Here is a 13,421-nt window from a genome sequence, read left to right as displayed (position 1 = left end):
CCTGCAACTGGCCACCATCCTGGAGCCGCTGCTGATCGTGGCCATGGGGCTGATCGTCATGCTCATCGTGCTGGCGGTGCTGCTGCCCATCATCCAGCTCAACCAGTTCGTCAAATGAGTACCCCCCTGCGGCGCTGCGCGCCAACGTGGCAGCACCAGAGATACTGCCTCTTCGGCCTGTCCAAACCTGCGCAGGCAGGTTTGGAGCCGCAGGCACTCAGCCCCCAGGGGGACGCCACCAGCGCGGCGGGGCGGCCCTTGCGCGCTGGCCGCTGGCTGGGGCCGCGCCATTGCGTGCGCTGCGCATGGTGCGAGCGCACAGTGAAGCCCACTACGGAGATACCCGATGGCTTTGAACCTGCATGACCAACTGGTGGTTGCCATCTCCTCGCGTGCCCTGTTCGACTTTGAGGAAGAGAACAACGTCTTCGAGCACGGCAACGATGCGGCCTACGTCGCCCTGCAACGCCAGCGGCTGGAGCTGCCCGCCGCGCCCGGCGTGGCGTTTTCGCTGGTGCGCAAGCTCCTGGCCTTCAACAGCGCCGAGCACCAGCGTGTGGAGGTGGTGTTGCTGTCGCGCAACGACCCGGTCAGCGGCATGCGGGTATTCCGCTCCTGCCGCGCCCACGGACTGCCCAGCGTGCAGCGCGGCGTGTTCACCCAAGGACGCGACCCGTTTGGCTACCTGCGGCCCTTGGGCGCGCACCTGTTCTTGTCGGCCAACGAAGCCGATGTGCGCCAGGCCCTGCACCTGGGCTACCCGGCCGCGCGCGTGCTGACCGAATCGGTGCAGGCCGGCGACGCCCACCCGCACGAGGTGCGCATTGCCTTTGACGGCGACGCGGTGCTGTTCTCCGACGAGGCCGAGCGCGTGTTCCAGGCCCAGGGCTTAGCGGCCTTTCAGCAGCACGAAACCGACAAGGCCGCGCAGCCACTGCCCGAGGGCCCGTTCAAGCCGCTGCTGGTGGCGCTGCACCGCCTGCAACAGGCCGCCGACACCGGCATGCGCGTGCGCACCGCGCTGGTTACGGCGCGCAGCGCGCCCGCGCACGAGCGCGCCATCCGCACGCTGATGGACTGGAACATTGCGGTGGATGAGGCCATGTTTCTGGGCGGCCTGCCCAAGGGGGAGTTTCTGCGCGAATTCGAGCCCGATTTTTTCTTTGACGACCAGACCGGCCACGTCACCTCAGCGGCGCAGCATGTGCCCTCGGGCCACGTCAGCAGCGGCATCGCCAACCCACCCGCAGCGGCCCCAGTGCAGAAAAATAGGGATTAAATCGACACCAAACGCTTGCACAGCAAGCGCCAATAGCTATCAAATAAATAGCAATCAAGCCCTATTGCAGGGCCTGCAACCAGACTACAAACCGCCGGTGCGCTTGACCTTGGGGTCAGAGTAGGTGATGGGCTCGTCGTTCTTGACCTGCTGGGCCATGCGCTCTTGCAGGGTGGTCTTGTTGATTTCCTGCGCCATCTCGATGGCGGTGCCGCTGGCACGCCACATCGACTGGATGAACTCCAGCAGTTGCTTGTAAATAGGCTCTTTGGGGGGCTCGGGCGGGGTTTCTTCAACCTCTTTCTTTTCTTCTGACAACGTCCAGTCGCGGTTGGGCGTGTCGGGGTCAGAAGGCTTCTCGGGGGTCTTGACGATGGCGCCCTCGCCCAGCCTGTCCATGGACTCGACCGGATTGGCCGCATGGATGGGGCGCACCGGAACCGCACCCGAGGCTCCGGTGGAATACAAGTCAGCGCCCTGGGGACGCCACAGCGGCGATCGGTCAACAGGTGGCAGTTGCATGGCAATAGTCCGCAAAGTAAGAAGGGAGCGACAGCCTCTTACCGCCGTCTCGTACCTTTATTACGGCAAAAAGCGGGGCAAATTAAGCCCTTTTTCACCAATCAGACCGCCCGGCCTTTTGACTACAGCACCTCCCGCACAGCCTCGGAGGCTACAAAAAGCGCTCCAACAGACGGCGTGAATGGCGGTCCAGTGCCAGGGTGTCGGGCACCTTGTATTGCAGGCCATCGCTGCCGGTGATGAGCAAGCGGGTGCGGCCGCTGAGGCGGCGGATATCTTCCTCGGCCTTGAGCACCAGCTGCGTGGTGCCCCGGTCGGTCTGCACCGTCCAGGTGCTGGGCGTGGAGAACCCGGACACGGCGATGATTTTCTCGATGGTGGGCACAAACTCGCGCACGGCCAGTTCTTCTTCGATCAGGGTGCGTGCGGAGGCAGGCACATCGGCCAGACGCTCTATCCAGAGCAGCTCATGGCCATCGCTGCCGACCAAGGAGAGCCCTTCGCCGGGCGCAGCAATCGGGAAGGCGCGTACCGGCAGCACGCCCGCGTGCTCGGTGCCGTCAGGCAGGGTAAGCACCAGACGGCCATGGGCGTTGCGGTGCAGTGGCAGGGAGAAAGACGTATCGGACATGGTGGGGTGCCTTGCGGGTTTCAGGGGTTGCCTGCGGGATGGGCCGAGTGCAGCAAGCCGCTGTCCACCAAAATCCCGGCGGCCTGTGCGTCTTCTTCGGCGCGGCGCGCCTGGGCTTCGTACAGCCGCCAGTAGGCGCCCTGTTTTCCCATCAATTCGTCGTGCGGGCCCACTTCAACGACTTCACCACGGTCCATCACCACCAGGCGGTCGGCCTTGCGCAGTGTGGACAGGCGGTGGGCAATGGCGATGGTGGTGCGGCCCTGCACCAGGTTGTCCAGCGCTTTCTGGATTTCTTTCTCGGTCTCGGTATCGACAGCGGAGGTGGCCTCGTCCAGGATCAGGATGCGCGGGTCAATCAAGAGCGCGCGGGCAATGCTGATGCGCTGGCGCTCGCCGCCCGACAGGCCCTGGCCGCGCTCGCCCACCAGCGAGTCATAGCCGTGGGGCAGGCGCAGGATGAACTCGTGCGCGTGGGCCGCGCGGGCGGCTGCCACGATCTCGGCGCGCGTGGCCTCGGGTTTGCCATAGGCGATGTTTTCGGCGATGGTGCCAAAGAACAGAAACGGCTCTTGCAGCACCAGGCCAATGTGGCGCCGGTAGTCGCTCACGGCCATGCGGCGGATGTCGATGCCATCGACCTGGATGGAGCCCTCGCTCACATCGTAAAAACGGCAAATCAGGTTCACCAGCGTGCTCTTGCCCGAGCCGCTGTGGCCCACCAGACCGATCATCTCGCCGGGGCGAATGTCCAGCTCCAGCCCCTTGATGACCGATCGGCTGCCGTAGCGAAAGCCCACATTGCGCAGGCCGATAGCGCCCTGCACCTTGTCTACCTTCACGGGCTGGGCCGGGTCGGGCACGTTGCTGACGTGATCGAGGATGTCAAAAATGCGCTTGGCCCCGGCAGCGGCCTTTTGCGTGACCGAGACGATGCGGCTCATCGAGTCCAGCCGGCCATAAAAGCGCCCGATATAGGCGATAAAGGCCGTGAGCACACCCACCGTGATCTGGCTCTTGGACACCAGCCAGATGCCAAAGCCCCAGACCACCAGCAGGCCGATTTCGGTCAGCAGCGAGACGGTGGGCGTGAACAGGCTCCAGGTGCGGTTGAGCTTGTCGTTGACTTCCAGGTTGTGCTGGTTGGCGTCATGGAAACGCTGGGCCTCGCGCTTTTCCTGGGCAAAGGCCTTGACCACGCGGATGCCGGGGATGGTGTCGGCCAGCACGTTGGTCACTTCCGACCAGACGCGGTCGATTTTTTCAAAGCCGGTGCGCAGGCGGTCGCGCACGGTGTGGATCATCCAGCCGATGAAGGGCAACGGCACCAGCGTGACCAGCGCCAGCCACGGGTTGATGCTGAACAAAATGGCAGCCGTCATGCAGATCATCAGCACGTCGGTGATGAAGTCGAGGGCGTGCAGCGATAGGAATACGTTGATGCGGTCGGTCTCGGAGCCTATGCGCGCCATCAGGTCGCCGGTGCGCTTGCCGCCAAAGTAGTCCAGTGACAGCTTGAGCAAATGCTCGTAGGTGGTGGTGCGCAAATCGGCACCAATGCGCTCGGACACCAGCGCCAGGATGTAGGTGCGCGCCCAGCCCAGGCCCCAGGCGGCCAGCGCCGACAGCAGCAGCCCGCCCAAGTACATCAGCACCAGAGCCGGGTCAATCTGCTGGCAGTTCTGGAACGGGATCAGGATGTCGTCCATCAGCGGAATGGTCAGGTACGGCGGCACCAGCATAGCCGCCGTGGAAGCCAGCGTGAGGCCAAACCCGGCAGCCAGCTGCCAACGGTAAGGGTGGGCAAAACGCCACAGGCGCAGCAGCACCCAGGTTGAGGTTTGGGGCCGCTGTGCGCGGGCACAGGCCGGGCACTCGTCGCTGTCCGGGGGCAGCGGGGTGTGGCAGCTGGGGCACAGGGGCGCTGTCTGCTCGTCATCGGCAGAGGCCGCACCGGGTTGCAAGCGCTGCAATTGGCGCTCAAAGCGCTGCACCAGCCGCAGGGCCTGGGCCTGCGCGCCCAAGGTGAAGCGCCACAGCGCCAGGCGCTGGCGGGCATCGTGCAGCTCCAGCGTACCGACGCCACCGTGGTCGATCAGGCGCAGCTCCAGGCCCGGGGCCAGGGGCCACTGGCGCAGGCCCGGCCCCTGCGGGTCAGCGTCCATGCGCGAGAGCAAGCGCTGGTCGGTGAGCACAATCTGGCCCGTCTGGAAACGCAGGTCAGCGCTCAGGTCAACCGCCAGCGCCTCCAGCACGTTTTCGTGGGGAGCGAGCACAGCTCGCCACTCGGCCCCGTCGGGGCCTGTCAAGACACCCGAAGCATTCACAGGAAGATGTTGCATGTTGGTTTGTATTTCCGCTACCGGCGGCATACTGCAAAGGCCCGCGCGGGAGTGCGGATTCTCTCCCATCGGGGCCTCCGGGCAGGGGCCGATCCCCGCTTAACGCACACACCGCACCGCGCGCTGACACCTGCCAGCGCGCACAATGAACCACCCTCTTCCCCGCAAGGGCCGTCACACCCCTTACCCGCTGCAACCCATGGCGAAATTCAACGACATCCAACTGCTGCGCATCAACTACCTGCGCGGCCCCAACATCTGGACTTACCGCCCTGTGCTGGAAGTCTGGCTCGATCTGGGCGCCCTCGAAGACCACCCCTCCCACCAGATTCCCGGCTTCAATGACCGCCTCACGGCCTGGTTGCCCGCACTGGTCGAGCACCACTGCGGCGTGGGCGAGCGCGGCGGCTTCTTGCAGCGCCTGCAAGAGGGCACCTGGTGCGGCCACGTGCTGGAGCACATCGTCATCGAGCTGCTGAACCTGGCGGGCATGCCCACCGGCTTTGGCCAAACGCGCAGCACCTCGCAGCACGGCGTCTACCGCATGGTGTTCCGTGCCCGTGAAGAACAAGTGGCGCGCGTGGCGCTGGAGTGCGGCCACCGCCTGATCATGGCCGCCATCAACGACGAGCCCTTTGACGTGGCCGCCGCCGTGGCGCGCGTGCGCACCGAGGTCGATGACCGCTACCTCGGCCCCAGCACCGCCTGCATCGTCACGGCGGCGGGCGACCGGGGCATTCCGCACATCCGCCTCAACGATGGCAACCTGGTGCAACTGGGCTACGGCGCCCGCCAGCGGCGCATCTGGACGGCCGAGTCCGAATACACCAGCGCCATTGCCGAAGGCATTGCCAGCGACAAAGACCTGACCAAAAGCCTGCTCAAAGCCTGCGGCGTGCCCATCCCCGAAGGCCAGGTGGTGGCCACTCCCGAAGAAGCCTGGGAGGCTGCTCAGGACATCGGCCTGCCGGTGGTGGTTAAGCCCTCCAATGGCAACCACGGGCGCGGCGTGACCCTGGACCTGCGTCGGCGCGAAGAAATTGAAGCGGCCTGGCACGTGGCCGAGCCCGAGGGGCGCGAGGTGATGGTCGAGCGCTTCATTCCCGGCGACGAACACCGCCTGCTGGTGGTGGGCGGCAAGGTGGTGGCGGCGGCACGCGGCGAGGTGCTGTGCATCACCGGCAACGGCCAATCCACCGTGGCAGAACTGATCGCCACCCAACTCAACTCCGACCCGCGCCGGGGCTACGAAGAGGAATATCCTCTCGAAATCATTGACGTGGCCACCGACGCCAAGGTGCAGCTCGAACTCAAGCGCCAAGACCTGAGCGCCGACGCCGTGCCCGCTGCGGGCCAGCAGGTGGTGGTGCAGCGCAACGGCAACGTGGCCGTGGACTGCACCGACGACGTTCACCCCGAGGTGGCCTACATCGCCCAACTGGCGGCCAAGGTGGTGGGCCTGGACATTGCGGGCATCGACATGGTGGCGCAAGACATCTCCAAGCCGCTGCACACCCAGGGTGGTGCGATTGTGGAAGTCAACGCTGGCCCTGGCCTGCTGATGCACCTCAAGCCCGCCGAGGGCGCGCCCCGCCCCGTGGGCCAGGCCATTGCAGAACACCTGTTCCCCATCGACGACGCCCAAGGCGGCGACGAGGCCGGGCGCATTCCGGTGGTGGGCGTGGCGGGCACCCGGGACGCCTCCACCATCGCCCGCCTGGTGGCCTGGCTGCTGCACCTGGGCGGGCACTACACCGGCCTGGCCTGCAAAGACGGCATGTTCATGAACGAGCGCTGCGTGGACACCCGCGACAGCGCCCACTGGGCGGGCGCACACCGCCTGCTGATGAGCCAGATGGTGCAGGCCGCCGTGATCGAGAACGACGCCCGCACCATCCTGCGCGATGGCCTGGCCTATGACCGCTGCACCGTGGGCGTGGTCACCGACATGGACGGTTTTGACACCCTGGCCGATTTCGACATCCAGACCCCCGAGCAAATGGCCAAGGTGATGCGCACCCAGGTCGATGTGGTGCTGCCCAGCGGGGCCGCCGTGCTCAACGCTGCCGAGCCCGAAGTGGCCGACCTGGCCCGGCTGTGCGATGGCGCCGTCATCCTCTACGCCACCGACCCCGACCTGCCCGCCATCACCGCGCACCGCGCCAACGACCACGGCCGCGCCGTGCTGGTGCGCGGCGGCCACGTCGTGCTGGCCACCGGCAGCAGCGAAAAATCCCTGGGCGCGCTCGATCGCCTGGGCTTTGGCCGCGACACGCCCAACGTCCACACGCTGCTGGCGGCCATCGGTGCGGCCTGGGCGCTGGACATTGCCCCCGACCTGATCGCCGCAGGCATCAAGACCTTCGAGCCCCAAGTGCCCGCTGTCGGCGGCGCACGCACCCCTGTTCTTCCCCTTTGAGCCGCCCGAAAGACACCCCCATGGACGTATCCCGCATCCGGGCCCTGCGCGGCCCCAACCTCTGGAGCCGCAACACCGCCATCGAGGCCGTTGTAGCCTGTGCCCCCCACGAGCGCGCCATGGCGCAAATCACCGGTTTTGAAGCCCGGCTGCGCGCCCTGTTCCCCGCCATCGGCACGCTGCACCCCGAGGGCAGCGACAGCGACATCTCGCTGGCCCACGTACTGCAATCGGCTGCGCTGGCGCTGCAAGCGCAGGCGGGCTGCCAAGTCACCTTCAGCCGCACTGCCGCCACCCACGACGCTGGCGTGTACCAGGTCATCGTCGAATACACCGAAGAAGCCGTGGGCCGCCAGGCCTTTGCCGACGCGCAGGCGCTGATTCAGGCCGCCCTGGACGGCGGCAGCTTTGACAGCAACGCCGTGGTCGCCAGCCTGCGTGAATTGGACGAAGACGAGCGCCTGGGCCCGAGCACCGGCGCCATCGTCGAGGCCGCCGCCGCGCGCGGCATTCCGTGGCGCCGCCTCACCCAGGGCAGCCTGGTGCAGTTTGGCTGGGGTAGCAAACAGCGGCGTATCCAGGCCGCTGAAATCGACGCCACCAGCGCCGTAGCCGAATCCATCGCCCAGGACAAAGACCTGACCAAGCGCCTGCTGCACGCCGCCGGTGTGCCCGTGCCCCTGGGCCGCCCGGTCGAGAGCCTGGACGACGCCTGGGCCGTGGCCCTGGAAGTGGGCCTGCCCGTGGTGGTCAAGCCGCAAGACGGCAACCAGGGCAAGGGCGTCACGGTCAACATCACCGAGCGCGCGCAACTCGAAGACGCCTACCGCGTGGCCGAAGAGTACGGCACGGTGATGGTCGAGCGCTTTTTGCCCGGCCACGATTTCCGCCTGCTGGTGGTGGGCGACCAGCTGGTCGCCGCCGCCCGGCGCGAGCCGCCGCAGGTGCTGGGCGACGACATCCACACCGTGCGCGAACTGGTCGATCTGGTCAACCTCGACCCACGCCGGGGCGAGGGCCACGCCACATCGCTGACCAAAATCCGCCTCGATGACATCGCCATCGCGCGCCTGGCCGCACAGGGCTTGAGCCCCGAATCCGTGCCCGCCAAAGGCCAGCGCGTGGTGCTGCGCAACAACGCCAACCTGTCCACTGGCGGCACCGCCACCGACGTGACCGACGACGTTCACCCCGACCTGGCAGCGCGCGCCGTGGCGGCGGCGCAAATGATCGGCCTGCACATTTGCGGCGTCGATCTGGTCTGCGAGAGCGTGCTGCACCCCATCGAAGAACAAGGCGGCGGCATCGTGGAAGTGAACGCCGCCCCCGGCCTGCGCATGCACCTGGCGCCCAGCTACGGCAAGCCGCGCGCCGTGGGCACCGCCATGGTCAACGAAGTGTTTGCCCCTGGCCAGGACGGGCGCATCCCCGTGGTGGCCGTCACCGGCACCAACGGCAAAACCACCACCGCGCGCCTGATTGCCCACCTGTTTGCCGCCCAGGGCCTGCGCGTGGGCATGACCAACACCGACGGCGTGTACGTCAATGGCCGCCAGATTGACAGCGGCGACTGCTCGGGCCCGCGCAGCGCGCGCAACGTGCTGCTGCACCCCGAAGTCGATGCCGCCGTGTTTGAAACCGCGCGCGGCGGCATCCTGCGCGAGGGCCTGGGCTTTGACCGCTGCCAGGTTGCCGTGGTCACCAACATCGGTGAGGGCGACCACCTGGGCATGAACTACATCACCACCGTGGAAGACCTGGCCGTCTTGAAGCGCGTGATCGTGCAGAACGTGGCCCCCGATGGCTATGGCGTGCTCAACGCCGCCGACCCCATCGTGGCCGCCATGGCCCCGGCCTGCCCCGGCAAGATCATCTACTTTGCCGCCGACCGCCACCACCCGGTGATGGCCACGCACCGCGCCCAGGGCAACCGCTCGGTGTACGTCGATGGCGACTCGGTGGTGGCCGCCGAAGGCTCGTGGCGCGAAACCATCCACCTACGCGATGTGCCCATCACGCGCAATGGCCGCATCGGTTTTCAGGTGGAAAACGTGATGGCCGCTGTGGCCGCCGCCTGGGGCGCGGGCCTGCCGTGGCAGACCATCCGCCGGGGCCTGTCGGGCTTTGTCAATGACAGCGACAACGCCCCTGGCCGCTTCAACGTGATGGATTACCGTGGCGCCACCGTCATTGCCGACTACGGCCACAACCCCGACGCCATGCGCGCACTCGTGGCCGCTGTCGATGCCCTGCCTGGCAACCGCCGCAGCGTGGTCATCAGTGGCGCGGGCGACCGGCGCGACGAGGACATCCGCGCGCAAACCGTCATTTTGGGCAAGGCGTTTGACGACGTGATCCTGTACCAGGACGCCGCCCAGCGCGGGCGCGGCGACGGCGAGGTGATGGCGCTCCTGCGCGAGGGCCTGCAAGGCGCCACGCGCACGCGCCACGTCGAAGAAATCTACGGCGAGTTCACCGCCATCGACGCCGCGCTGGCACGCCTGCAACCGGGCGACCTGTGCCTGGTGCTGGTCGATCAGGTCGAAGAAGCCCTGGCCCACCTGGCCCAGTGCTGTAGCCAGAACTGAGCACGCGCGCTGCCAGACCAGCGCCCGCCAGAAAAAAGCCCCCGGCGCTGCCAGCACCGGGGGCTTTACTATTGATTTGATAGCTGGTAGCGCTTACCCAGCAAGCGCCAGAGGCCGATTTGGCTTGAAAACCGTGGCGCGGCCAATCACTTCTTGACCAGCGGGCAGCTCGAATCGGCCAGCGGCTTGAACGCAATCTGCGCGGGCACGGTGCTGATGGTTTTGTAATAGTCCCAAGGGCCTTTGGACTCCGAAGGCTTCTTCACCTGGAACAGGTACATGTCGTGTACCACGCGCCCGTCGGGACGGATGCTGGCGTTGCGCATGATGGGGTCCTGGATGGGCAGCTCGCGCATCTTCTGCGCCACCACCTTGGAGTCATCGGTCTTGGCCGCAGCCACCGACTTGAGGTAGTGCAGCACGCTGGAATACACGCCCGCCTGCACCATGGTCGGCTTGTAGTTCTTGTGCAGCTTGGCAAAGCGCGCCGAGAAGGCCCGCGTCTGGTCATCCATGTCCCAGTAAAAGCCTTCCGAGAACATCAGCCCTTGCGCCACGTTCAGGCCCATGGAATGCACGTCGGTCAAAAACACCAGCAGCGCCGCCACGGTCTGGTCTTTGCCACCAATGCCGAACTCGCGTGCCACCTTGATGGCGTTGACCGTGTCCTGCCCGCCGTTGGCCAGGCCAATCACCTTGGCCTTGGAGCTTTGCGCTTGCAGCAGGAACGAAGAAAAATCGCTGGCATTGAGCGGGTGGCGCACGCTGCCCAGCACGTTGCCACCGTAGGCTTTGACGATATCGCCCGCTTCTTTTTCCAGCGAATGGCCAAACGCATAGTCCACGGTGACGAAGTACCACGACTTGGCGCCCGCGCGCGTCAGCGCCGCCGCAGGCCCGGCAGCCAGGGAGTAAGAGTCGAACATCCAGTGAAAGCCGTTGGGCGCGCAATCTTCGTTGGTCAGGCGCGTGGTGGCCGGGCCGCTGTACAGCGCAATGCCGCCCTTGTCCTTGATGAGCTTTTGCACCGCCAGGGCGCCCGCCGAGTTGGTCAGGTCGGCCAGCGCATCGACCTTGTCGCGCTCGAGCCACTCGCGCGCCTTGGTGGCGGCGATGTCGGCCTTGTTCTGGTGGTCTACGCTGATGACTTCGATGTTCATGCCCTTGCACTCGGCTTTGAGGCAGTCTTCAATGGCCATTTTGGCCGCCACCACCGAGCCCGCCCCGCCCATGCCCGAATACGGGCCCGACATGTCCGTCAGAACGCCCACTTTGACCACGCCATCCGAGATTTGCGCCTGGGCCAGGCCACACAAGGCCATGGCGGCCAGGGCCGTGACTTTTTTCATACCGTACATGCTCTGTCTCCTGCTGGTTGTTATGCAAAACGCAGCCCCGGCGTGCGCCCGGGCTACCCGGTCACTGTAACGGCGCTTTGCAGCCCGCCAGCAACCCACCAGTGCAGGCGCACTTTGCAAATATGCACAGCGATGCCCGGCGATACACAACGTGGCCCAGCCCACAGCCTGCGGCACAATCGCCAGACCATGCACCTGCCCACCCGCCCACCTTCACGCGCCTGGCGCCGCGCCGCCCTGTGGCTGGCCGCCAGTACCCTGGCTGCTGCCGCCCACGCGGAAAAAATCGGCACCGTGGACACCGCCTTCCAGTGGATTGGCCGTGACCACGACATCCTGGTCGAGGCCTACGACGACCCCGGCGCCCTGGGCGTGACCTGCTATGTCTCGCGGGCGCGAACGGGCGGCATCAAAGGCACGCTGGGCCTGGCCGAAGACCGCGCCGAGGCCTCGATTGCCTGCCGCCAGACCGGGCCCATCAGCTTTCCCAAGCCGCTGCGCAAGCAGGAAGAGGTGTTCAGCGAGCGCATGTCGATTTTGTTCAAGCGCCTGCGCATCGTGCGCATGGTGGACGCGCCGCGCAACACGCTGGTGTACCTGACCTATTCTGAAAAGCTGATTGACGGTTCGCCGCAAAACAGCATCACGGCGGTGCCGGTGGACCGGGCCACGCCCATTGTGCTCAGGCCCTGAATATGTAGCCAAAAACAGCTCTGACGCACGCGCAACAAGCGCTAGCAGCTATTAAATTAATAGCAAAAACCATTTTTGCGCCCCGTACCGCGCCCCACCTATTCGCAGAAACCGCATGGCCACATCCGACATGCCCTTCCCCAAGAGCGCCACCCCAGGCACTTCGACCACCGCTGCGGTGCCAGCCCCCAGGGCGGCCTCCGGTGCTGCACCTGCGGGTGCCGGGGGCCCGTCTGCGGCAGCGGCGGTGGCCCGTGCGGGGGGCTCCACCACCACCGCCAAAGCGTCTCCCAGCCCGCTGGCTACGCTCTACCACAGCGCACTCGGGCCGGTGGGTCTGGCGCACTACCTGCGGGTTTTTGCCCTTTTTGACGCCACCGGCAAGGCCCGCCCTGGCTGGAACTGGGGCGCCGCCCTGCTCACCCTGCACTGGATGCTGTTGCACCAGCTCTGGCGCCCGGCGCTGGCATATGCCGCCACGGGGGCAGCGCTGGTGTGGCTGGCCTGGGGAATCGATCCGGCGCTGCTGCCCTGGCCCGCGTCGGTGCAATGGGGGCTGCTGGCAGGGTTTGTCGTGCTGGGCACGGTGCTGCCGGGGTTGTATGGCGATGCGCTGCTGCACGCTTACACCGAGCAGCGCATCCACAATGCCATTGGCGCCTCCAAAACGATTGCCGAGGCCCGCCTGCGCCTGGGCCAGCACGCCAGTTCGCGCCAGCGCGCAGGCTGGCAGGCGGCCATCCACGCCGTGCTGCTCTGCGTGGCAGCGGCCATCGCCCTGTTCTCCGGCACACCGCCCCAACGCGCAGTGCTCACCACAGCACCGGAGGCGTTCCTGACCCCGTCGGGCAGCACACCGGCAGCGTCTGACCCCACCACCGCGCCTGCATCGGATCTGGATGCCAGGTTGGCCGCAGCAGCAGCCACCGCAGTGGCGTCGGCCATGCCCGCCCCAGCGGCGTTGCCCACCCCGCAACAGGCGGTGACTGCGGCTGTAGCACCGCCGCCCCCCGCGCCTGCACCTGCGCCCCAGGCAGCCCCCGCACCGGCGGTGTCGCCACCAGCGCAGTCCAGCGCCCTGGTGGGCAGTGCCGTGGCGCCAGCGTCCGGCCCGGCGTCCAGCGCCACGGCGGGCATGCAGACGCCGTCCAAAACAGCGCCCACCGCCACCACCGCCCCCCAAACCCCGCCCCCTGCCGCCGCCGCGCCCAAAACCACAGCCCCCGCAGTGGCCGAGCCCGCTGCCAAAGTCCGCACTGCCCCGGCCAAAACCCGAAGCACAGACAAGGCCGCGCCTGCGGACGAGAAAAAAGCCACCCCGCCCGCCAAAACGCCGACCAAAACAGCCACGCAGCGCGCCACCAAAGTAGCAACCAAAGTGCCCGCTAAGGTACCGACCAAAGAACCCGCCAAGGTGCCCGCCAAAACACCAGCCAAAGCGCCCACACCACCAGCCGCCACAGCGGCGGCAACCGACAGCGCCGACACCCCGGCGCACAGCTACTTCATCAACACCGGTTCGTTTGCCGATGCCAGCAACGCCGCCAGGGTGCTCCTGATCATCACCGGCAGCGGCCTGCCCGCTGTAC

General features: G+C 66.7%; 9 protein-coding genes. 5 read left to right on the top strand and 4 right to left on the bottom strand.

Annotated elements, in window-relative coordinates; all coding sequences use genetic code 11:
* Window positions 1-346: 346 nt before the first annotated feature.
* Entirely contained in the window at window positions 347-1,279 is a 933-nt protein-coding gene (locus tag PHX69_RS10530) for a 5'-nucleotidase (RefSeq protein ID WP_288043658.1), read from the top strand.
* Between the two features lie 84 nt (window positions 1,280-1,363).
* Here the strand turns inward: PHX69_RS10530 and PHX69_RS10525 are convergent, their stop codons facing one another.
* The 3 genes from PHX69_RS10525 to PHX69_RS10515 all read right to left on the bottom strand — a co-directional run bounded on the left by PHX69_RS10525 (window position 1,364) and on the right by PHX69_RS10515 (window position 4,774).
* Entirely contained in the window at window positions 1,364-1,801 is a 438-nt protein-coding gene (locus PHX69_RS10525) for a hypothetical protein (protein ID WP_119013759.1), read from the bottom strand.
* A 151-nt stretch (window positions 1,802-1,952) separates the two neighbouring features.
* The gene (locus tag PHX69_RS10520; RefSeq protein ID WP_288043657.1) at window positions 1,953-2,432 is read right to left on the bottom strand and encodes a cyanophycin metabolism-associated DUF1854 family protein; all 480 of its coding nucleotides are present in this window, start codon (window positions 2,430-2,432) and stop codon (window positions 1,953-1,955) included.
* A 20-nt stretch (window positions 2,433-2,452) separates the two neighbouring features.
* On the bottom strand, window positions 2,453-4,774 hold the full coding sequence (locus PHX69_RS10515) for a cyanophycin metabolism-associated ABC transporter (protein ID WP_288043655.1): 2,322 nt from the start codon (window positions 4,772-4,774) through the stop codon (window positions 2,453-2,455).
* Window positions 4,775-4,973: 199 nt separating this feature from the next.
* Here PHX69_RS10515 and PHX69_RS10510 point away from each other — a divergent pair, with 199 nt between their 5' ends.
* Complete coding sequence (locus tag PHX69_RS10510; RefSeq protein ID WP_119013757.1) at window positions 4,974-7,193, top strand: cyanophycin synthetase; 2,220 nt, start codon at window positions 4,974-4,976, stop codon at window positions 7,191-7,193.
* A gap of 20 nt (window positions 7,194-7,213) precedes the next feature.
* Window positions 7,214-9,781, top strand: coding sequence for a cyanophycin synthetase (cphA, locus tag PHX69_RS10505; protein WP_119013756.1), 2,568 nt, complete (start codon window positions 7,214-7,216; stop codon window positions 9,779-9,781).
* Window positions 9,782-9,927: 146 nt separating this feature from the next.
* Here cphA and PHX69_RS10500 read toward each other — a convergent pair whose 3' ends face one another.
* Window positions 9,928-11,139: an ABC transporter substrate-binding protein gene (locus PHX69_RS10500; protein ID WP_374761688.1), complete on the bottom strand. Its 1,212-nt coding sequence runs from the start codon at window positions 11,137-11,139 to the stop codon at window positions 9,928-9,930.
* A 189-nt stretch (window positions 11,140-11,328) separates the two neighbouring features.
* Here PHX69_RS10500 and PHX69_RS10495 point away from each other — a divergent pair, with 189 nt between their 5' ends.
* Window positions 11,329-11,832: a CreA family protein gene (locus tag PHX69_RS10495; protein ID WP_119013803.1), complete on the top strand. Its 504-nt coding sequence runs from the start codon at window positions 11,329-11,331 to the stop codon at window positions 11,830-11,832.
* 115 nt (window positions 11,833-11,947) lie between these two features.
* Window positions 11,948-13,421 (top strand): DUF2628 domain-containing protein (locus PHX69_RS10490; RefSeq protein ID WP_288043652.1); only part of this gene is annotated, 1,474 nt, incomplete at its 3' end.

The sequence above is a fragment of the Simplicispira sp. genome (assembly GCF_028687295.1).
Lineage (GTDB): Bacteria > Pseudomonadota > Gammaproteobacteria > Burkholderiales > Burkholderiaceae_C > Simplicispira > Simplicispira metamorpha.
This window is presented reverse-complemented; position numbering and strand designations above follow the sequence as displayed.

What these genes read in the sequence shown, in the direction of transcription:
- PHX69_RS10530 (WP_288043658.1), top strand. Translation starts at nt 347, where the DNA reads ATGGCTTTGAACCTGCATGACCAACTGGTGGTTGCCATCTCCTCGCGT.
- PHX69_RS10525 (WP_119013759.1), bottom strand. Translation starts at nt 1,801, where the DNA reads ATGCAACTGCCACCTGTTGACCGATCGCCGCTGTGGCGTCCCCAGGGC.
- PHX69_RS10520 (WP_288043657.1), bottom strand. Translation starts at nt 2,432, where the DNA reads ATGTCCGATACGTCTTTCTCCCTGCCACTGCACCGCAACGCCCATGGC.
- PHX69_RS10515 (WP_288043655.1), bottom strand. Translation starts at nt 4,774, where the DNA reads ATGCAACATCTTCCTGTGAATGCTTCGGGTGTCTTGACAGGCCCCGAC.
- PHX69_RS10510 (WP_119013757.1), top strand. Translation starts at nt 4,974, where the DNA reads ATGGCGAAATTCAACGACATCCAACTGCTGCGCATCAACTACCTGCGC.
- cphA (WP_119013756.1), top strand. Translation starts at nt 7,214, where the DNA reads ATGGACGTATCCCGCATCCGGGCCCTGCGCGGCCCCAACCTCTGGAGC.
- PHX69_RS10500 (WP_374761688.1), bottom strand. Translation starts at nt 11,139, where the DNA reads ATGTACGGTATGAAAAAAGTCACGGCCCTGGCCGCCATGGCCTTGTGT.
- PHX69_RS10495 (WP_119013803.1), top strand. Translation starts at nt 11,329, where the DNA reads ATGCACCTGCCCACCCGCCCACCTTCACGCGCCTGGCGCCGCGCCGCC.